This window comes from Marinobacterium rhizophilum DSM 18822 (assembly GCF_000378045.1).
GTDB classification, from domain to species: domain Bacteria; phylum Pseudomonadota; class Gammaproteobacteria; order Pseudomonadales; family Balneatricaceae; genus Marinobacterium_A; species Marinobacterium_A rhizophilum.
The window spans coordinates 140085-161057 of record NZ_KB899099.1 but is presented as its reverse complement, the minus strand read 5'-3'; the positions used below and the strand labels follow the sequence as shown (position 1 = coordinate 161057).

Below are 20973 nucleotides of genomic sequence, written 5' to 3'. Positions count from 1 at the left end.
GGTTTAAAAGCCCGTCACTCACTCCTTTGTGTGCACCGCCTGAAAGCGGGCGAACTGCTGTTGCGCGCGGGGCTCGGGTGGTGAAAACCTGTTCGGTGCAGGATGATACCTGCGCCGCTATCCCCGCAATGCTGGAGCTGGACCTGAGCCAGGTGCAGCGCGCCTGGGGGGAGTAGGAGCTCGCTCCGCGAGCGAAAAGCCGCGGTGGCGGATCAAGTTCGCCCGAAGACCGGGCTCCCTCGGGTTTAAAAGCCCGTCACTCAGTCCTTTTTGTTCGCCGCCTGAAAGCGGGCGAGCTGCTCAGCGCTGGCTTCCTGCTGGTGCTTTTCCTTCCAGTCGGCGTAGGGCTCGCCGTACACGAGTTCACGGGCCTGCTCGTAGTCGATGTCTTCGTTGCGCTGCGCTGCGGCGGCGACATACCACTTCGACAGGCAGTTACGGCAGAAGCCGGCCAGGTTCATCAGGTCGATGTTCTGGACGTCCTTGCGCTGGTCCAGATGTTCCAGCAGGCGGCGAAAAACGGCGGCTTCTATTTCTGTGCGGGTTTGCTGATCCATGTTGTCTTCCTGTGCTGATTGCCGGCGTTTGTCGTTAAGAGTCGCCGGTGTCAAGTTGGTGCGCATGCCGGCGGTTTTATTCGGCGTGGCCGGTTTGGCAGTTAGTGTTCCTGCTGAATCTGTTCGTCCAGCTGGCGGCAGATGGTTTCCTGCAGCCGGTGGCACAGTTCCGGGTCGCTGATGGGTTGCTCGTTGGCGTCGGTGATAAAAAAGTAATCCTCCACGCGCTCGCCGATGCTGGAGATCTTTGCCTTGCGAACAGAGATGCCAAATTCGACAAAGATACTGCCAATGCGGGCCAGCAGGCCCGGTCGGTCAGGGCTGCTGACTTCCAGTACTGTTTGTTGCATGACCGGATCATTGCTGATGGTGACCCGGGTCGGCGTTGTAAACAGCTTGAGGGCGCGGGATACGCGGCGCTGGACTATCTCGGGATAGTCGTCCGGGTCGTCCAGCTCCTCCACCAGGGTATGCCTGATATTGGCCAGGTAGTCGGGGTTTTCCGACAGGGGCAGGTTGTCTTCGGTGAGTACCGAATAGGTGTTGAGGGTGCGGCCGTCGTCGGTAACGATGATGCGCGCATCCTGGATGCTGAGGTGCAGCTGATCCAGTGTGGCCACGGTGGCCGGGAACAGGTTGGGCAGGTCTTCGCTGTAAATGAATATTTCGGTGGCGCCCTCGTAGACCCGGTAGGAGGTCTTCTTCACCAGCACCAGGGGGAGCTTGTCCTTGCCATGCTCGAGGATGGCCTCGGTATGCCAGGCGACATTAAGGGCATCTTCGCGCAGGAAGTAGTCGTTGCCGATATTGCTCCAGAGTTCCCGTACCTCTTTTTCGTGCACGCCCTTGCGACGCAGGGCCGCGAGGGCATCGGTCTGCAGTTCCTCGATGCGGTCCTCGATATTGACCGGATTTTCCAGGCCGCGGCGCAGTGCCCGCTTGGTTTCTGTATAGAGCTGGCGCAGCAAGGTCGCACGCCAGCTGTTCCAGAGGCTGTGGTTGGTCGCTTTGATGTCCGTCACGGTCAGGACATAGAGGTAATCGAGATGAATACTGTCTCCGCATTGCTTGGCGAAGCGGTGGATGACCTCGGGGTCCGAGATGTCACGGCGCTGCGCCGTCATGGACATCAGCAGGTGGTTGCGCACCAGCCAGGCGACCAGGTGGGAGTCCCACTTGCCGAGGTGATGGTTTTTGCAGAATTTCAACACGTCTTCGGCGCCGAGCTCCGAATGGTCTCCGCCTCGGCCCTTGGCGATGTCATGGTAGAGGCCGGCAATATAGAGCAGTTCTATCTTGGGCAGCTTGTTGACGATGCGATGGGCAATGGGGAACTGCTCGCGATAGTCGCTGTGACGCAGCTGGCGCATCTTCTGGATGACCTTGAGGGTATGGGCATCCACGGTATAGATATGGAACAGGTCATGCTGCATCTGGCCGACAATCTGGCCGAACTCCGGCAGGTAGCGGCCGAGTATGCCATAGCGATTCATGCGCTTGAGTTCTGTGGAGACCCCGTCGGGCGAGCGCAGCAGTTCCATGAAAAGCGACGTGTTGCGAATGTCGGCTCGGAACTTGTCATCGATCAGGTGACGATGATCGCGAATCAGCTTGATGGTCGAGGCCCGAACGCCCTTGATAGCGGGGTTTTGGGCCAGCAGTACGAACAGCTCCATTAACGCAAACGGGTGGCGGGTGAAGGTGGTCGGGCTGCGTACCTCTATATAGTCGTTGTGAATGCGAAAGCGCTTGTTCAGTGGCTGGATACGCTGTTCGTCATCTGCCTTGAGGATGGCTTCATCGAAGTACTGCAGCAGCATGTCGTTGAATTCCGACATGGACTTGGCAATGCGATAGTACTTGCTCATGAATTGTTCGACGGCCAGGCCGTTCGGCTGGTCCTTGAAGCCAAAATACTCGGCCAGGGTACGCTGGTGGTCGAATAGCAGGCGGTCTTCGCGCCGCTTGCAGTGCATGTGCAGGGCGTAACGAACGGTCCAAAGGTAAAGCTCGCCCTTGTTAAGGATGTCGAGCTCGGATTCGGTCAGGAACCCGTGGTCCACCAGGTTGCGAATATAGGTTGCGCCAAAATGGCGTTTGGCCACCCAGCCGATGGTCTGCAGGTCGCGCAGGCCGCCCGGCGAGGTCTTGAGGTTGGGCTCAAGGTTGTATTCGGTGTTGTTGGTGCGTTCGTGGCGCTCGCGCTGCTCGTTAAGCTTGGCAAGGAAAAACTCGCGGTCAGTCCAGGCGCCTTCCGAGGTCACCCGCTCGTAAGTATCGAGCTGCAACTGGGGATTTCCCACCAGAGTGCGTGATTCGAGCAGGTTGGTGGCTATAGTGATGTCGTTGCGCGCTTCTTCATAGCATTCGTCCACACTGCGAACACTGGAGCCAATATCCAGAGACATGTCCCACAGCAGTGTCAGAAAGCCGCTGATGCTGTCCTGGGCTGTTTCCGCTTCGATGCCGTTGAACAGTATCAGGATATCGACATCCGAATGCGGGTGCAGCTCGCCGCGGCCGTAGCCGCCGACTGCAACCAGCGCAATTTGCTCCTCGTCTGGCCATTCAAACAGGTTCCAGGCGGCGCAGAGTACCTGGTCAATAATCCAGGCGCGGCCGTAGATCAGCTTGCGAATGTCTTCCCCGTCCCGAAAGCGCTGATGCATGCGTTCCTGGGCGTCCCTGATGGTCTTTTTAAATATGGGTATCGCGGACCGGGCCTCGCCCAGTGCGCGGTGAAACGCTGCAACATCCAGCAGCGGGGTGTCGTCAGGAGCGGGGATCGACATGGGCTTGGGCTGCCTCTCAGTAAGTAATCAGAGTGATTCTTCAGAACGCAGGGTCAGAACTTCATGACCATCGGCGGTAACGAGGATCATGTGTTCCCACTGGGCAGAAAGGCGACGGTCCACGGTTTCAACGGTCCAGCCGTCTTTTTTGGACAGTTTTACATGGCGTTTGCCGGCGTTGATCATCGGCTCGATGGTGAAAATCATGCCTTCGCGCAGTTCCACGCCGGTGCCCGGGCGGCCATAGTGCAGTACCTGGGGGTCTTCGTGAAATTCAAGACCGATGCCGTGACCGCAGTATTCCCGTACCACCGAGTAGTGGTTGGCCTCGGCGTGCTGCTGAATCACATGTCCAATATCGCCCAGGTGAGCGCCGGGTTTGACCATGGCAATGCCCTTGTACATGCATTCCTGGGTAATATCTGCCAGGCGCTGGACATGGGGCGCGACCTTGCCGACGGCGAACATCTTGCTGGTATCGCCGTGGTAGCCGTCTTTGATGACGGTAATGTCGATATTGATGCTGTCACCGTTCTTCAGGGGCTTGTCATTGGGGATGCCGTGACAGACTACCTGGTTAACGGAAGTGCAGATCGATTTGGGGAAGCCGTGGTAGTTTAACGGCGCCGGAATGGCTTTCTGCTCGTTGACGATATAGTCGTGACAAATCTGGTTCAGCTCATTGGTGGTAACGCCGGGCTTTACGAACGGCTCGATCATCTCCAACACTTCAGCAGCCAGACGGCCGGCAATGCGCATTTTTTCGATATCTTCGGGTGTCTTGATGCTGATAGTCATGGCGTCTCGTCGTGATTCTTCATTCATGTGCTGCCGGCGATGCGAAGGTGCCGGCCAAGTATTGGGATTGTAGCGAAATATGCTCCCCGAGCGAAAGCCGAGCTTCAAAAACGGCCTCTGCTATGGTATAAATCCGCCTCCCTAAAAGCACCCTAGCTATTGGGGAATATCGCCACACACGTATCGACACAGTTTCCAGGGTGCCGCTCGCGGTTGGACGCTGGGATACGTGGAGGTTTAACCCATTAAAAATCAGGAAGTTTTATCAGATGGCAAAAGTCACTATGCGTGACCTGCTTAAGGCAGGCGTTCACTTTGGTCACCAGTCTCGCTACTGGAACCCGAAAATGTCCAAGTTCATTTTCGGCGCACGCAACAAGATCCATATCATCAACCTCGAGCACACCCTGCCGGCCCTGAATGGTGCCCTGGATGTGGTTAAAGGTATGGCCACCAACAAGAACAAGATCCTGTTCGTTGGTACCAAGCGTGCAGCTAGCAAGATCGTCCAGGAAGAAGCCAGCCGTGCAGGCATGCCGTATGTCAACCATCGCTGGTTGGGTGGCATGCTGACTAACTACAAAACCATTCGTCAGTCCATCCGTCGTCTGCGTGACCTGGAAATCCAGGCCAATGACGGCACCTTCGCCAAGCTGACCAAGAAAGAAGCTCTGATGCGTCAGCGCGAAATGGAAAAGCTGGAACGCTCCATTGGCGGTATCAAGGAAATGGGCGGCCTGCCGGACGCACTGTTCGTGATCGACGTGGATCACGAGCGCATTGCTGTTAACGAAGCCAACAAACTGGGCATCCCGGTCATCGGCATCGTTGATACCAACAGCAACCCGGACGGCATTGATTATGTCATCCCGGGCAACGATGACGCTCTGCGTGCTATTCAGATCTACGCCAAGGCTGCAGCTGATGCCTGCGTCGAAGGTGCTGAACAGGGCGGTGCTAAAAACGAATTCGTTGAAGTAGAAGAGTCGGCTGGCGAGTAATCGGCCTGTCGAGCAGACTGAATAGTCTCTTCGTACTTGCATAAGGGGGGCTCTGCTCCCCTTTTTTGAATTTGAATCAATGCGTTAATACGTGAATAGATGGGGAAAAACGACATGGCTAACTTCTCTGCTGCGCTGGTCAAGGAACTGCGTGAGCGTACCGGCCTGGGCATGATGGAGTGCAAAAAAGCACTGGCTGAAGCGAACGGCGACATCGAGCTGGCGATCGAAGATCTGCGCAAGGCGTCCGGTATGAAGGCTGCCAAAAAAGCAAGCCGTACAGCAGCTGATGGTGTGGTTGCCGTTAAAGTGGCCGACGACAACAGCTACGGTGTTGCGATCGAAGTTAACTCTGAAACTGACTTCGCTGCGCGCGATGCTGGTTTCCTGGCGTTTGTAGGCAAGGTGCTGGAACAGGCTTTCGCCACCAAGCAGACCGACGTTGCCGTGCTGATGGCCGGCGAGCTGGATTCTGCCCGTGAAGCTCTGGTACAGAAAATCGGCGAGAACATCTCCGTACGCCGTGTGATTCTGGTTGAAGGCAACACTGTTGGTTTCTACGTTCACAGCACCAACAAGCTGGCGGCCCTGGTTGCCCTGAGCGGTGGTGACGCTGAACTGGCTAAAGACATTGCCATGCACGTGACCGCCGTTAATCCGCAGGTTGTCAGCAAGGACGACATGCCGGCTGAAGTTGTTGCGAAAGAGAAAGAAATCATCCTGGCGCAGCCGGATATGGCCAGCAAGCCGGCAGAAATCGCCGAGAAGATGGTCATGGGCCGTATCGCCAAGTTCCTGGCTGAAAACAGCCTGGTTGAGCAGGCGTTCGTTAAGAACCCTGAGCAGAAAGTGGGTGAGCTGGTTAAACAGGCGGGCTGTGAAGTGCTGTCTTTTGTTCGCGTTGAAGTGGGCGAAGGCATCGAAGTTGAAAAAACCGACTTCGCCGCTGAAGTTGCCGCTCAGCTGAAAGGCTGATTGCAATTTGTTACACAGATTGCGCCTTTCTGGCGCAATCTTCCTCCTTGCTACACTGATTTGATCTCATTTGAGCGGAGACTTCTCGATGGCTGCCAGTGACAGACACTCCAGATACAAACGTATTCTCCTCAAGTTGAGCGGCGAAGCCCTGATGGGTGACGATAATTTCGGTATCGACCCCAAGGTTCTGAACCGCATGGCGCTGGAAATCGGCCAGTTGGTTGGCATTGGCGTGCAGGTTGGTATGGTTATCGGCGGGGGCAACCTGTTTCGCGGCGCGGCGCTGAGTGCTGCCGGCATGGACAGGGTCACCGGAGATCATATGGGTATGCTGGCCACCGTGATGAATGCTCTGGCAATGCGTGATGCGCTGGAGCGCAGTAATATTGATACTCGTGTCATGTCTGCCATCCCGATGAGCGGTGTTGTGGATCACTATGATCGCCGTAATGCCATGCGCTACCTGAATCAGGGCGATGTCGTGATCTTCGCTGCCGGTACCGGTAATCCCTTTTTCACCACTGACTCTGCGGCCTGTCTGCGGGGGATCGAGGTGGAAGCGGATGTGGTGCTCAAGGCAACCAAGGTGGATGGCGTCTATACCGCGGATCCGATGAAGGACCCGCAGGCAAAGCGTTATGTGCATCTCAATTATGACGAAGCTATTGAAAAACAGCTTGGCGTAATGGATCTCACGGCCATTTGTCTGACGCGCGACCATCAGATGCCGGTGCGGGTGTTTAACATGAACAAGCCCGGTGCTTTGGTTAACCTGGTTGTGGGTGGTGATGAAGGCACCCTGATAGACGGCGCTGAAGGAGTAGGAGAAAAATATGCTGAATGAAATAGTTAAAGACGCGCAAGAGCGCATGGCCAAGAGTGTTGATTCTCTGGTTGAGCACTTCAAACGAATTCGTACAGGTCGTGCTCATCCGAGCATCCTGGATTCACTGACCATCAGCTATTACGGCAGCGATGTGCCTGTTACCCAGGTGGCTAACGTAAGTGTCGAGGACTCTCGTACGCTGGCGATCAACCCGTGGGAAAAGCAGATGGTTGCAGTGATCGAAAAAGCGATCATGAAATCCGATCTGGGGCTGAACCCCTCCACCAATGGCGACACCATTCGCCTGCCGATGCCTGCACTGACCGAGGAAACCCGCAAGGGCTACATCCGTCAGGCACGCCAGGAAGCGGAGAATGGTCGCGTTGCGATCCGTAACGTGCGTCGTGATGCGAATGGCACGATCAAGGATCTTCTCAAGGATAAGGACATCACCGAAGACGAAGGTCGTCGGGCAGAAGACCAGGTGCAGAAACTCACGGACAAGTACGTTGCTGAAGTAGACAAGCTGCTTGAGCAGAAAGAAACGGACCTGATGGAAATTTGATGGCCGCCAGGCGCCCGGTACCTGGGTGTCGGGTGCCCCGCGATTTGTCTTATGTCGGTGAATAATATTTCCAATAATACTTTGGGCACGGAGTTGCCGCGTCATATTGCCGTTATCATGGATGGCAATAACCGTTGGGCCAAGGCCCGTCGTCTTCCCGGTCTAGCCGGTCACCGTGCGGGTGTCGAGAGCGTTCGTCAGGTGATTGAGGGCTGCATCGAGCAGGGCGTGGAGTCCCTGACGTTGTTTGCGTTCAGTAGTGAAAACTGGCAGCGTCCGGCACTCGAAGTCAAAGGGCTGATGGAATTATTCATGCGCGCGCTGGAGCGTGAGGCGCGCAAACTGGAAAAAAATGGCATTCGCCTGCGCATTATCGGTGATCGCAGCCGCTTTAGCGCCTCTTTGCAGCGCAAGATGGACGAGGTCGAGGCACTCACGGCCGGCAACAATACCCTCAACCTGAATATCGCCGCCAACTACGGCGGGCGCTGGGATATTGCCCAGGCCGCTGCGGCGATCGCCAGGGATTGCGTTGCCGGTACGCTGAATCCTGATGCAGTGGACGAGAGCCTGTTCGATCGTTACTGCTGCCTGTCAGATCAGCCCAAGCCCGATCTGTGTATCCGTACAGCCGGCGAGCAGCGGATCAGTAACTTTCTGTTATGGCAGCTGGCTTACAGCGAACTCTATTTCGCGAACTGTTTCTGGCCTGATTTTGGTAAGGATGAGTTGAATGCGGCCATCAGAGACTATAGTGGCCGTCAGCGCCGCTTTGGAAAGACCAGTGAACAGATAGAGGCGGAACGCGGTGCTTAAGCAGCGACTACTCACGGCTTTGGTGCTTGCACCGCTCACGCTGGCAGGGGTCTTTCTGTTGCCGCTTTCGGGCTTCGAGCTTTTCGTGGCAGGCGCCATGTTGCTGGGGGCCTGGGAGTGGAGCCAGCTGGCGGGGTTCGAACGCCTGCTATCTCGCCTTGTCTTCAGCGCCGGTCTTGGTGTGCTGCTTGGGCTTTGTATTGTCATCAAGCCCTGGGTGCCAGTACAGGTGCTGATGCTGATCAGTGTGCTGTTCTGGCTGCTGGCGCTGTATTGGGTGGTGAACTATCCGAATGTCGACGTCTGGCATGCTCGCGGCAGTCGTCTGGTCATCGGTTATCTGGTGTTGCTCACCAGCTGGTTTGCATTGGTGGAACTTAAACGGCTGGATCAGGCTGGTGTGCTGATACTGCTGTTACTGTTGCTGGTGTGGGCGTCGGATGTTGGTGCCTATATCAGCGGTAAAACCTGGGGGCGTAAAAAGCTGGCGCCCAGTGTCAGTCCCGGCAAGACCCGCGAAGGTTTGTGGGGTGGGTTGTTTTGCTGCGTGCTGGTGGGAGCGGTTTATGGCCTGAGTCGTGAACTCCCGATGCTTCAGCTGGTCTACCTCGTCGTGCTGTCCCTGTGTACTGGTCTCGCATCTGTATTGGGCGACCTCTTCGAGAGCATGCTCAAGCGCCATCAGGGCATCAAGGACAGTGGTTGCATGTTGCCAGGACACGGTGGTGTACTGGACCGAATTGATAGCCTGATGGCGGCCGCTCCGGTATTTGTGCTTGGGATGTGGCTGATTGCCTGAGGCCTGGCTGGAGTTCTGATGAGTATTCTGTATACCTTGCTTGCCACCCTGGTTACCCTGGGTTTATTGGTCACCATCCATGAGTGGGGTCATTTCTGGGTGGCTCGGCGTTGTGGTGTCAGGGTGCTGCGTTTTTCCGTCGGTTTTGGCAAGCCGCTGTGGTCCCGGCGTGATCGCCAGGGCACCGAATATGTGGTGGCGGCGATACCGTTGGGCGGCTATGTACGGATGCTGGATGAGCGCGAAGAGGCTGTACCCGAGTCGCTACGTTCGCAAGCCTTTAACAACAAGCCGCTGTGGGCTCGCAGTGCCATTGTGGCGGCAGGCCCCTTGGTCAATCTCCTGTTTGCCGTGCTGGCTTACTGGTTCATGTATGTCAGCGGCGTCAATACGGTGGCGCCGGTAATCGGGCAGGTCCTGCCCGGTACGCCGGCTTATGAAGCCGGTGTTGAGGCCGGTGGCGAAGTGGTGGGGCTTGGGTCCCACAGTCTGCACTCCTGGGAAGAGCTGAATCTGCGTCTGGCCTCGCATATCGGCGAGACTCGTACGCTGTCGCTACGCGTACGTTATGATGACGCTGCATCGCCAGTGACCTATCCGCTGCATCTGGATGCCTGGCAGGTGGACATCGAGCGCGAGAGCCCACTGCGTGCACTGGGATTAAGGCCTTACCAGCCGCCAGTGCCGGCCATACTCGGACAGCTGCTGGAAGACGGTCGCGCGGCGGCGGCCGGTTTGCAAACCGGCGACCGGGTGCTGAGTATTGATGACGCCCCTGTCGATGACTGGATGGCGTTGGTGGAGCTTGTTCGCGCAAGCGCCGGCAAGTCGTTGCAACTCGTTGTTGAACGTGACGGCCGCAGGCTCGAAATTGAGCTGACGCCGGAAGTGCGCGACAGCGAGGCCGGTCCCATCGGCTATATAGGCGCGGGCGTAGAGCCGGTGAGCTGGCCCAAGGAACTGGAGCGCACGTTAAGTTATGGGCCTGTTGATGCGCTGGGTGTGGCGGTCGCTAAAACCGGCCAAATGATCGGCTTAACGCTTGAATCCATCTGGAAAATGCTCGAGGGCGTGATCTCGGTAAAAAACTTGAGCGGCCCGATCACCATTGCTAAAGTGGCTGGGGCTTCGGCGGCCTCCGGGCTCGAGTCCTTTGTCAGCTTCCTGGCATATCTGAGTATTAGTCTTGGGGTGCTCAATCTGCTCCCGATCCCGATGCTTGATGGCGGACACCTGTTTTACTATGGTCTCGAGGCGTTGCGTGGCAAGCCCGTTAGCGAGCGTGTACAGATGTTCGGGCTCAGAATTGGTATGGCCTTATTGTTTACCCTGATGGCAGTTGCAATCGTTAATGACCTGATGCGGCTGTAGAAATGGCATGGTTGCCTGTTTTATTGATGGAATAAGAAGTAGTTCATGAAATTCAGACTGGGACTTCTTTTCTCCCTGATATGTTGGGGGAGTCTGGCGCACGCCGCCATTACACCTTTTACCGTAACCGACATCCGTCTTGAGGGGCTGCAGCGGATTGAGCCTGGGAATGTGTTTCGCAACTTCCCGATTGCCACCGGCGATCTGATCACGCAGTACGATCTGACGCGGGCCTCGCGGCAGTTGTTCAGCTCCGGTTACTTCGACGACATTGAATTGCTGCGCGACGGTGATGTACTGGTATTGCGCCTGAAAGAGCGGCCGTCGGTGAGTCTGATCCGCCTTGAGGGCAACAAGGTACTCAAGGAAAAGGATCTGCTCGATGGTCTGAAGCAGAGCGGCCTGCAGGAAGGTGAAGTTTTCAAGCGCGCAACGCTGGATAGAATTCAGCTGGATCTGCAGCGCCTCTATGTCGCCCAGGGGCGCTATGGTGCTGCGGTGTCCGCCGAGGTTGAGTCGCTGCCGGGTAACCGGGTGGCGCTGAATATTGATATCCGCGAAGGCGAAGTCGCAACCATTCAGCACATCAACGTGGTTGGCAACCAGGTCTTTGACGACGCGACGCTGAGCGAACTGTTCGAACTGAAACTACCAAGTTTCTGGAGCTTTATCACCGACGACGACCGCTATTCACGCGAGAAATTGTCCGGCGATATCGAGCGCCTGCGTTCCTGGTATCTTGACCGCGGTTATATCAACTTCTCGGTCGATTCGACCCAGGTCAGCATTTCGCCCGACAAGAAAGACGTTTACATCACCGTGAACGTCACCGAAGGCGAGCAGTTCCGGGTACGGGACGTCGATCTGGCCGGCAACATGCCTGTGGCGCGCGAAGAACTGGAAGCCCAGCTGCAGGTTGAACCCGATCAGGTGTTTTCCCGCCAGCGCATGACCGATTCCCAGGAACGCCTGGTACGCAAGCTCGGTGACAATGGCTACATGTTTGCTAACGTCAGCCCGGTACCGACACTGCACGAGGACGATAACAGCGTATCGCTGCGGTATTTTATTGAACCAGGCCAGCGTACCTACGTACGCCGTATCCTGATCAAGGGCAACACGACGACTGCCGATGAGGTTGTGCGACAGCAGTTGACCCAAATGGAGGCGGGTCTTGCCTCCGCCGAGAACATTGAAAACTCCAAAGAGCGCCTGTCGCGCACCGGCTATTTCAAGTCGGTGGACGTGCAGACACGTCCGGTGCCGGGCACCAACGATCAGGTGGATGTCGAATACACCGTGGCTGAACAGCCGTCAGGTCAGTTTACCGCCGCAGTGGGTTTCTCCCAGAGCGACGGCATTATCCTGCAGCTGGGTGTGCAGCAGGACAACTTCTTCGGCAGCGGCAAGAAGGTGGGCTTCAACCTGTCCAACAGTGCCACCCTGACCGAATACAGCTTCAACTACACCGATCCGTTCTTTACCGTTGACGGTGTCAGTCGTGGCTTTGACGTCTTTTACCGCGAGCGGGACTTCGACGAGGACGATGTCAGTAGCTACACCACCGATGAATACGGTGCCGGCGTCAATTTCGGCTACCCGATCGATGACTATCAGCGTCTGAGCTTTGGCGCCGGTTTCGAGTCGGTCAGCATCAATACCTTCAGTTCTACGGCTGAAGAAGTTACGCAGTTCATTACTAAGGAAGGTGACAATACCTACCTGAACTGGCTGTTGCGGGCATCCTGGTCGGATAACCACCTGAACCGCGGCATTTTCCCGACCCGGGGTTATACCCAGAGCCTGTCGCTGGAAGCAGCGGTGCCGGGCAGTGACCTGAGTTACATGAAGGGCCTCTACCGTGCCGAATATTTCAAGCCGCTTAACAGCGTTGAAAGCTGGGTGCTCGGTGCCGGTGGCCGTATCGGTTATGCCGACAGTCTGGGCGGTAACAGCTATCCGTTCTTCAAGAACTACTATGCCGGCGGCCTGAAGACGGTGCGGGGTTACAAAAACAACTCGCTGGGTCCGCGTGATTCCAACGATGATCCCTTTGGCGGTAACGTGCTGGCGGTGGGCTCCATGGAGCTGATTTTCCCGACACCCTTTATCGATGATCAGTCGGGCTGGCGCACGCTGGCCTTCCTGGATGCCGGTAACGTCTATACAACGGACTGCCTGACGGGCTCGACCAATTGCAGCAGTGGTGTCGATTTTGGTGACATTCGCTACTCGGTGGGGATGGGGCTGAGCTGGCTGACCCCGGTGGGGCCGCTGTCGATTGCACTGGCAGTGCCGCTGAATGATCAGGGTGAAGACGATACTGAATTCTTCCAGTTTGCTCTTGGACAGACCTTTTAAGGACTTATGATGAATGTAATTCGTGGCATGCTACTGGTACTGGTTGCCGTATTTTCTCTGCAGGCGGCGGCTGAATCTATAGCTGTGCTGAGTGTTGAAGAAGCCTTGCTTAAATCCGAGGCTGCGGCCACCTTCCGGGAAGAGCTCAAGCGCGAGCTGGCTTCCGAGGAAAAACAGGTGGTCGAGATGGAAAAGCAGGCCAAAGCGTTGCAGGACAAACTGCGCAAAAACCAGGGTCTGCAGTCCGATGACGACGCCAAGCAGATGGCGTTGCAGTTCCAGAAGGCCTACGGTCAGTATCAGAAGATGGGGCAGGAGCTGCAGCAGAAACGGGCCGAGCGTGAGCGCGGTTTCCTGACTGAAATGCGTCCCAAGCTGGACCAGATTATTCGTGATCTGATCAAGCAAAAAGACATCGATGTAGTGCTGGCCAAGCAGGCCACAGTATTTATTCGCACAGAACTCGATATCACCCCGTTGGTCATCGAACAGCTGAACAAGCTCTAGGCGCCCCGATGGTGGGTACTCGGACTATCAGGCTTCAGGATGTTGCCGACCTGGTCGGCGGCGAGGTTCACGGAGACCCGGATTACGTGGTCTCCGGCCTTGCAACTCTGCAATCAGCTGGCCCCGGCCAGCTTTCGTTTTTTGCCAATGGTCGCTATCTGTCCCAGCTTCGTGCCAGCCAGGCCGGGGCGGTAATGGTGCGGGCCGAGCATCTTGATGCAGTGCCCCAGGCGGCCATTCAGGTGGAGCACCCCTATCTGGCCTATGCTCGGGTCAGCCAGCTGTTTGACTGGCGCAGTCCTTCGTTACCCGGTGTGCATTCGACAGCAGTACTGGCCGACAGTGTTCAGCTGGATCCTTCCGCCGAGGTGAGTGCCCAGGCGGTGATCGGTGCCGGATCCGTTATTGCCGCCGGGGCGTTCATCGGACCGCATGCCGTGATTGGCGCCGGTTGCCATGTGGGTGAAAACAGCCGCGTCGAAGCGGGCGTGGTGTTGTATGATGGCGTCACGCTGGGGGCGCGCTGTATCGTTCATTCCGGGGCTGTGCTCGGTGCTGATGGCTTTGGCTTTGCACCTGATGCCGGCCGCTGGGTGAAAATCTGTCAGCTGGGTGGCGTCAGGATCGGCGATGATGTTGAGATTGGTGCCGGTGCAACGATCGACCGGGGGGCGCTGGACGACACCTGTATTGGTGATGGCGTGAAACTGGATAACCAGGTCCAGATCGCGCACAACGTGCAGATTGGCGCAGGTACGGCGATTGCCGGATGTACCGCTGTTGCCGGAAGCACTAAAATCGGCGAGCGCTGCACCATTGCCGGTCTGTCGGGCATTACCGGCCACCTGAACATTGCCGCAGGGACGCATATTACGGCCATGTCGCTGGTGAGTAAGTCGATTACCCAGCCTGGTGTCTATTCGTCAGGCACGGGACTGCAACCGAACCAGAGCTGGAAGCGCAATGTCGTGCGTTTCAAACAGCTGGATGAACTGGCGCGTCGTGTTGCAAAACTGGAACAAAAAATTGAGCTTAATTCTATTGAAGGTCATAAAGAATGATGATGGACGTTAGGGAAATCCGGGAGTATCTGCCTCACCGATACCCTTTTCTGCTGGTTGACAGGGTACTTGAGCTGGAAGTGGGGGAGTCCATCGTCGCGATCAAGAATGTTTCGGTGAACGAGCCCTTCTTCACCGGGCATTTCCCGGATCATCCGGTCATGCCGGGTGTTCTCATCGTTGAAGCGATGGCGCAGGCGGCCGGCATCCTGGGTTTCAAAACCATGGACAAGAAGCCTCAGGACGGTTCAATCTATTACTTCGTTGGTGCTGATGATCTGCGTTTCAAGCGCCCCGTGGTACCCGGCGACCAGTTGCGTCTGGAAGCGCGCAAACTGTCCGAACGCAGGGGTATCTGGAAGTTTGCCGTACGTGCTTCGGTCGACGGTGATACTGTCAGCTCCGCAACCATTCTGTGTGCAGATAGAAAGGTGTAACCCTTGATCGACTCCCGCGCCATTGTTGATGCCAGTGCCAAGGTAGCGCCCGACGTGGAAGTCGGGCCCTGGAGTATCATCGGACCCGACGTGGAAATAGGTGAAGGTACGGTCATAGGCCCCCATGTTGTGGTTCGGGGCCCCACCCGTATCGGCCGGCACAACCGTATATTCCAGTTCGCCTCCATTGGCGAGGAATGCCAGGACAAGAAGTACGCTGGCGAACCGACTCGGCTTGAAGTGGGTGATCACAATGTTTTCCGTGAAGGTGTGACGGTTCACCGCGGGACTGTTCAGGATCAGAGTCTGACCCGTATCGGCAGTCATAACCTGTTTATGGCCAATACCCATGTGGCGCATGACTGCATGGTCGGGGATCACGTGATTCTGGCTAACAATGCGGCCCTGGCCGGACACGTACATGTGGGTGATCACGCCATTCTGGGTGGATTTACCGCCGTACATCAGTTCTGCCATATCGGTGCCCATGTCATGTGTGGTGCCGGCAGTGTCGTACTCAAGGATATTCCAGCGTATGTCATGGCCACCGGTAATACGGCGACACCGCACGGTATCAATACCGAAGGGTTGCGTCGCCGGGGCTATAGCCCCGAGGCCCTGCGCACCCTGCGCCAGGCCTACAAGGTGATCTACCGTCAGCGACTGACGCTGGAGCAGGCGCTGGAGCAGCTTGAGCAGATGCTTGGCAGCTGTCCCGAATTGCAATTGCTGATTGATTCGCTGCAGGCTTCGACCCGCGGCATTATACGGTAACGGCGGATGTCGCAGTCACTGCGTATCGGCATTGTTGCCGGCGAAGCCTCAGGCGACATCCTGGGGGCGGGCCTGATTGAAGCGCTGCGCCGGCGCTTTCCCGATCTCGAAGTCGAGGGCATTGGGGGTGATCTGATGATCGCCGCCGGCTGCCACTCGCGCTATCCGCTTGAACGGCTGTCGGTGATGGGGCTGGTCGAAGTGCTGGGTCGCCTGCCAGAACTGATGGGCATTCGCCGTGATCTGCGGCGCCATTTCACCGAGACGCGCCCGCATGTGTTTATCGGTATCGATGCGCCGGACTTCACCCTGAACCTCGAAGGCGCGCTGCGCCGCGCCGGCATTCCGACGGTGCACTATGTCAGTCCGTCGGTCTGGGCCTGGCGGCGCAAGCGGGTATTCAAGATTTTGCAGACCACCGACCTGATGCTGACGCTGTTTCCGTTCGAGGCGCGCTTTTATCAAGAGCATGGGCAGCGGGTCACCTTTGTAGGCCATCCGCTGGCCAGCCAGATTCCATTGCAGCCCGATACGGCCCAGGCGCGTGCAGATCTCGGCTTGGCGGCCGAGGCTGAGGTGGTGGCGCTGCTGCCCGGCAGTCGCGGCGGGGAGTTGAAGTACCTGGCGCGACCGTTTCTGGAGACGGCTCGCTGGCTCAAGCAACGTCGGCCGGAGCTGCGCTTTGTATTGCCGGCCGCCAACGAGACCCGCCTGCAGACACTGCGAGAACTGATCGACGCCGAGTTTGCCGATCTGCAGGTCGAGCTTTATCTGAAGCGGTCACGGACGCTGATGCAGGCGGCCGATGTCATTCTGATTGCCTCGGGCACGGCAACCCTGGAGGCCATGCTGCTGAAAAAGCCCATGGTGGTTGCTTATCGCATGGCCGGTCTAACGCACCGCATCCTGTCTCGCATGATAAAAAGCCGCTTCATTTCCCTGCCCAATTTGCTCGCCGACGCCCCCCTGGTGCCTGAAGTGTTGCAGGATGAAGTACGTCCCGAGGTTTTGGGGCCGCTGCTGTTACAGCAGCTGGAAGATACTGACCACGCGGCGATGCTGCGACAGCGCTTCGCCGAGATACATGAGCAGTTAAACTGCGAAGCCGACGAACGCGCCGCCGACGCCATCGTGCAGTTGCTCGCCGACAGGTCTCTGTAAATGGAGTTGCAGGGGTTTGATTTTTTCGGTGTCGAGCAGGCTGCCGGCAAGCACGTCGCCGGTGTCGATGAAGTGGGCAGGGGGCCGCTGGTGGGCAATGTTGTCGCGGCGGCGGTGATTCTGGATCCATCCCGCCCGATTGCGGGGCTGGCGGACTCCAAGGCGCTGAGCGAAAAGAAGCGACTGCAACTGCATGCTGAAATCTGCGACAAGGCGCTGGCCTGGTGCGTGGCTTCTGCCAGTCCTGCTGAAATTGATACCCTGAACATTCTGCATGCCACCATGCTGGCCATGCAGCGGGCGGTTGCCGGTCTGGCCATCGCGCCGGATTTTGCGCTTATCGATGGCAATCGATGTCCGTCACTGGCGTGCCCCAGCGAGCCTGTTATCAAGGGTGATGCCAAGGTACCGGCCATCAGTGCCGCCTCGATCATTGCCAAGGTAGTGCGCGACCAGGAAATGGCCGAGTTGCATCGTCTGCATCCTGACTATGGCTTTGCGCAACACAAGGGTTACCCGACGCAGGCTCATCTTGCCGCGCTGCGTCGTCTGGGCCCCTTGCCTGAACATCGCCGCAGTTTTCGCCCGGTGCGCGAGCTGCTGCAACCCGGAGACTGAGTACCCATGGCAACACCTCAATTCGTTCACCTGCGTCTGCATACCGAGTATTCCCTGGTCGATGGACTGGTGCGGGTCAAGGAAGCGGTCGCAGCGGCCAAGGCGGCCGGCATGCCCGCGGTGGCGGTGACCGATCAGAGCAATCTGTTTGCCACGATCAAGTTTTACAAGGCGGCCCTGAACGCCGGCATCAAGCCCATTTGCGGCGTTGATGTGCACGTCATGAACGAATCGGATCCCAGTGGCGAGCCCTATCGCATGACGCTACTGGTGCGCAACGGCAAGGGCTATCGCAACCTGATGGAGCTTGTGTCGCAGGCTTATGCCGAAGGCCAGAATATCGTCAGTGAAAAGGCGATACTGAAAAAGGCCTGGATCCGGGAGCGGTCCGAAGGCCTGATCGCGCTGTCGGGCGGGCGACTCGGGGAGGTTGGCCGGGCGTTGCAATCCGACAAGGCGTCCCCGATAGACGTGCTGCGCGAATGGATGGCGATATTTCCGGATAACTATTACCTGGAAGTACAGCGCACCGGGCGTCAGGGCGAAGAGGAGCTGGTGCATGCGAGTGTCGCCATGGCCCACGAAACCGGTTGCCCGCTGGTGGCCACCAACGAGGTGATGTTCCTGACGGCAGAGGACTTTGAGGCCCATGAGGCCCGTGTCTGCATCAACCTCAGCCGCACCCTGGATGACGCCCGGCGGCCGCGGGATTACAGCGATCAGCAGTATTTCCGCTCGGCGGCCGAAATGCACGAATTGTTCGCCGATATTCCCCAGGCGCTGGAAAACAGTGTCGAAATAGCCCAGCGCTGCAACGTCGAAATCGAGATGGGCACCTACTATCTGCCGCGCTTCCCGGTACCGGAAGGCATGCTGATGGACGACTACTTCCGTCAGGTGAGTTTCGATGGTCTGGAGGAGCGGCTGGAAATCCTGCTCGATCGCAATGATCCGGATTATGCAGCCAAGCGTCAGGTGTACATTGACCGGCTCGAGTTCGAGCTCGAAATCATCATCCAGATGGGTTTTCCCGGCTACTTCCTGATCGTGATGGACTTCATCAAGTGGGGCAAGGAAAACGGCGTACCGGTGGGGCCAGGGCGTGGTTCGGGTGCCGGCTCCCTGGTGGCGTACGCGCAGAAGATCACCGATCTGGATCCGCTCGAATATGATCTGCTGTTCGAGCGCTTCCTGAACCCTGAACGTGTTTCCATGCCTGACTTCGATATCGATTTCTGCATGGATAACCGTGACAAGGTTATCGACTATGTGGCCCGTACCTACGGGCGTGATGCGGTATCGCAGATCATTACCTTCGGCACCATGGCCGCCAAGGCGGTGGTGCGTGACGTGGCGCGTGTACAGGGCAAGCCGTTTGGCCTGGCGGACCGGCTGTCCAAGCTGATTCCGTTTGAAGTCGGCATGACGCTTGGCAAGGCCTGGGAGCAGGAATCCCAGCTGCGTGAATTCGTTGATTCCAGCGAAGAAGCGCAGGAAATCATGGAAATGGCCTACAAGCTGGAAGGGGTGACCCGCGGTGTGGGCAAGCACGCCGGTGGCGTGGTGATCGCACCGACCAAGCTGACCGATTTCGCCGCCACCTACTGCGATGAGGTGGGCGAGGGTCTGGTAACCCAGTTTGACAAGAACGATGTCGAGGAAGCCGGGCTGGTCAAGTTCGACTTCCTGGGGTTGCGTACCCTGACCATCATCGATTGGGCACTTAAAACCATCAACAACATCCGTGTGCCCGCCGGCGAAGAGCCGCTGGACATCTCGCTGATCGACCTGGAAGACAAGACCACCTTCGACCTGCTGCAAAGCGCCGAAACCACCGCGGTGTTCCAGCTTGAGTCCAGCGGCATGAAGGATCTGGTACGCCGCCTCAAGCCCAGCCGATTCGAGGATATCGTGGCCCTGGTGGCGCTGTTCCGGCCTGGTCCGCTGCAGTCGGGCATGGTGGACGACTTTATCAACCGCAAGCACGGCCGCGCCGAAATGGCCTGGCCGCATCCGGATTATCAGCTCGACAGCCTGCAGCCCGTGCTGGAACCGACCTACGGCATCATCCTGTACCAGGAACAGGTTATGCAGATCGCCCAGGTCATGGCGGGTTATACGCTCGGCGGCGCCGACATGCTGCGTCGTGCCATGGGCAAGAAGAAGCCCGAGGAAATGGCCAAGCAGCGCGCGATCTTCCTTGAAGGTTGTGAGAGCCAGGGCATTGATCGGGACCTCTCGGGCAATATCTTCGACCTGGTGGAAAAATTTGCCGGCTACGGTTTCAACAAGTCGCACTCCGCCGCCTATGCGCTGGTGTCCTATCAGACCGCCTGGCTCAAGGCGCATTATCCGGCGCCCTTCATGGCGGCGGTTATCTCCTCGGATATGCAGAACACCGACAAGGTGGTTATCTTCATTGAGGAATGCCGCAACATGGGTCTCGCCCCGGCCGTGCCCGATGTAAACAGCAGCGAGTACATGTTTACGGTGAATGCGGCAGGGGAAATCGTCTATGGCCTGGGTGCCGTCAAGGGGGTCGGCGAAGGCCCCATTGAAGCCATTGTGCAGGCTCGTCAGGACGGCAAGGGTAATTTCAGCGACATTTTCGACTTCTGTCAGCGCGTGGGTGCCAAGAAGGTCAACAAGCGGGTTATGGAAGCGTTGGTCCGCTCCGGTGCACTGGATCGATTGGGGGCCAGCCGTGCGGTACTGTTCGAGGCCATACCCGATGCGCTGAAGGCTGCGGATCAGAGTGCCCGCAATCAGGACGCCGGCATGTTCGACCTGTTCGGTGAAATGCCGGTGGAAGAGGCCCATGAGCCGTATGCCGACTACTCCCGGGTGCGTGAATGGACCGACAAGGAGCGTTTGACCGGCGAAAAGGACACCCTGGGGCTCTACCTGACCGGCCATCCCATCGATGAGTATCAGAAGGAACTGGGTCACTTTGTCAGTAAGAAAATCTCCGAAGTGCAGCCTGCCCGTGGCCGTCAGCAGAGAATGGCGGGTCTCGTGGTGGATTTGCGTCTGAAGAAAACCAAAAAGGGTGACTCGCTCTGCTTTGTGACGCTGGATGACCGTACTGCCCGCATCGATGTGACCCTTTATGGCGAGGCGTATGAGCAGGCCCGCAGCAAGCTGAACAAGGATGCGGTGCTGATCATGGAAGGTGAGGTACTGCAGGATGACTACAACGGTGGCCTCAAGGTCAAGGGAAGCCGAGTGCTGGATATCAGCGAAGCCCGGGCGCAGTACGCGCAGTGCCTGGAAATCTGTGCAGACAGCCAGAGCCTCGGTGGGCGCAAGCTGCGCGAGCTGGCGGATGTGCTTAGCAGTCATCGGGGTAACGGCAGCATGCCCGTGACCTTGCGTTACAAACGCGTCGATGCAGAAGCCAGTTTGCCCCTTGGCGAGAGCTGGAAAGTGCAGGCCAGTGACGACCTTGTGCTCAAGCTCATGGACCGATTTGGTGCCAAGGCCGTGGCATTGCGTTACTGAGGCAGGGGATAACCCCGCCATGTGTGGGGTGGTTATCACAACATGCAACG

The 20973-nt window shown here is 57.6% G+C and carries 18 protein-coding genes; 15 read left to right on the top strand and 3 right to left on the bottom strand.

Annotation, left to right across the window (positions count from 1 at the left end; translation table 11 throughout):
* Positions 1 to 260 precede the first annotated feature (260 nt).
* From F451_RS0113535 to map, 3 genes are all read right to left on the bottom strand, one after another.
* Entirely contained in the window at positions 261 to 557 is a 297-nt protein-coding gene (locus tag F451_RS0113535) for a DUF1244 domain-containing protein (protein ID WP_020681916.1), read from the bottom strand.
* Between the two features lie 101 nt (positions 558 to 658).
* Complete coding sequence (locus F451_RS0113530) at positions 659 to 3349, bottom strand: [protein-PII] uridylyltransferase (protein ID WP_020681915.1); 2691 nt, start codon at positions 3347 to 3349, stop codon at positions 659 to 661.
* Between the two features lie 27 nt (positions 3350 to 3376).
* Entirely contained in the window at positions 3377 to 4255 is an 879-nt protein-coding gene (gene map / locus F451_RS0113525; RefSeq protein ID WP_276202600.1) for a type I methionyl aminopeptidase, read from the bottom strand.
* Positions 4256 to 4416: 161 nt separating this feature from the next.
* Between map and rpsB the strand changes: the two genes are divergently transcribed.
* From rpsB to dnaE, 15 genes are all read left to right on the top strand, one after another.
* Entirely contained in the window at positions 4417 to 5148 is a 732-nt protein-coding gene (gene rpsB, locus F451_RS0113520; RefSeq protein WP_026291753.1) for a 30S ribosomal protein S2, read from the top strand.
* 114 nt (positions 5149 to 5262) lie between these two features.
* Positions 5263 to 6123 (top strand): translation elongation factor Ts, encoded by an 861-nt coding sequence (gene tsf / locus F451_RS0113515; protein ID WP_020681912.1) that lies wholly within the window; start codon positions 5263 to 5265, stop codon positions 6121 to 6123.
* Positions 6124 to 6211: 88 nt separating this feature from the next.
* A complete protein-coding gene (gene pyrH / locus F451_RS0113510) occupies positions 6212 to 6970 on the top strand; it encodes a UMP kinase (RefSeq protein WP_020681911.1) in 759 nt (252 codons plus the stop codon).
* The gene (frr, locus tag F451_RS0113505; protein WP_020681910.1) at positions 6960 to 7517 is read left to right on the top strand and encodes a ribosome recycling factor; all 558 of its coding nucleotides are present in this window, start codon (positions 6960 to 6962) and stop codon (positions 7515 to 7517) included. Before pyrH ends, frr begins: the two co-directional genes overlap by 11 nt.
* A gap of 51 nt (positions 7518 to 7568) precedes the next feature.
* Positions 7569 to 8333: a polyprenyl diphosphate synthase gene (gene uppS, locus F451_RS0113500; protein ID WP_020681909.1), complete on the top strand. Its 765-nt coding sequence runs from the start codon at positions 7569 to 7571 to the stop codon at positions 8331 to 8333.
* Positions 8326 to 9132, top strand: coding sequence for a phosphatidate cytidylyltransferase (locus tag F451_RS0113495; RefSeq protein WP_026291751.1), 807 nt, complete (start codon positions 8326 to 8328; stop codon positions 9130 to 9132). The genes uppS and F451_RS0113495 overlap by 8 nt, the downstream gene beginning before the upstream one ends.
* Positions 9133 to 9150: 18 nt before the next feature.
* A complete protein-coding gene (gene rseP, locus F451_RS0113490; protein ID WP_020681907.1) occupies positions 9151 to 10503 on the top strand; it encodes an RIP metalloprotease RseP in 1353 nt (450 codons plus the stop codon).
* 45 nt (positions 10504 to 10548) lie between these two features.
* The gene (bamA, locus tag F451_RS0113485; protein ID WP_020681906.1) at positions 10549 to 12864 is read left to right on the top strand and encodes an outer membrane protein assembly factor BamA; all 2316 of its coding nucleotides are present in this window, start codon (positions 10549 to 10551) and stop codon (positions 12862 to 12864) included.
* Between the two features lie 9 nt (positions 12865 to 12873).
* Positions 12874 to 13371, top strand: coding sequence for an OmpH/Skp family outer membrane protein (locus F451_RS0113480; protein ID WP_020681905.1), 498 nt, complete (start codon positions 12874 to 12876; stop codon positions 13369 to 13371).
* Positions 13372 to 13379: 8 nt separating this feature from the next.
* The gene (lpxD, locus tag F451_RS0113475) at positions 13380 to 14432 is read left to right on the top strand and encodes a UDP-3-O-(3-hydroxymyristoyl)glucosamine N-acyltransferase (RefSeq protein WP_020681904.1); all 1053 of its coding nucleotides are present in this window, start codon (positions 13380 to 13382) and stop codon (positions 14430 to 14432) included.
* A complete protein-coding gene (gene fabZ / locus F451_RS0113470) occupies positions 14429 to 14869 on the top strand; it encodes a 3-hydroxyacyl-ACP dehydratase FabZ (protein WP_020681903.1) in 441 nt (146 codons plus the stop codon). Before lpxD ends, fabZ begins: the two co-directional genes overlap by 4 nt.
* 3 nt (positions 14870 to 14872) lie before the next feature.
* Positions 14873 to 15643: an acyl-ACP--UDP-N-acetylglucosamine O-acyltransferase gene (lpxA, locus tag F451_RS0113465; protein WP_020681902.1), complete on the top strand. Its 771-nt coding sequence runs from the start codon at positions 14873 to 14875 to the stop codon at positions 15641 to 15643.
* 6 nt (positions 15644 to 15649) lie between these two features.
* A complete protein-coding gene (gene lpxB / locus F451_RS0113460; RefSeq protein ID WP_020681901.1) occupies positions 15650 to 16804 on the top strand; it encodes a lipid-A-disaccharide synthase in 1155 nt (384 codons plus the stop codon).
* Positions 16805 to 17422: a ribonuclease HII gene (rnhB, locus tag F451_RS0113455; RefSeq protein ID WP_020681900.1), complete on the top strand. Its 618-nt coding sequence runs from the start codon at positions 16805 to 16807 to the stop codon at positions 17420 to 17422.
* A gap of 6 nt (positions 17423 to 17428) precedes the next feature.
* Positions 17429 to 20923 carry a DNA polymerase III subunit alpha gene (gene dnaE / locus F451_RS0113450; RefSeq protein ID WP_020681899.1) on the top strand — a complete coding sequence of 1165 codons (3495 nt, stop codon included), beginning with the start codon at positions 17429 to 17431 and terminating at the stop codon, positions 20921 to 20923.
* Positions 20924 to 20973 lie beyond the last annotated feature (50 nt).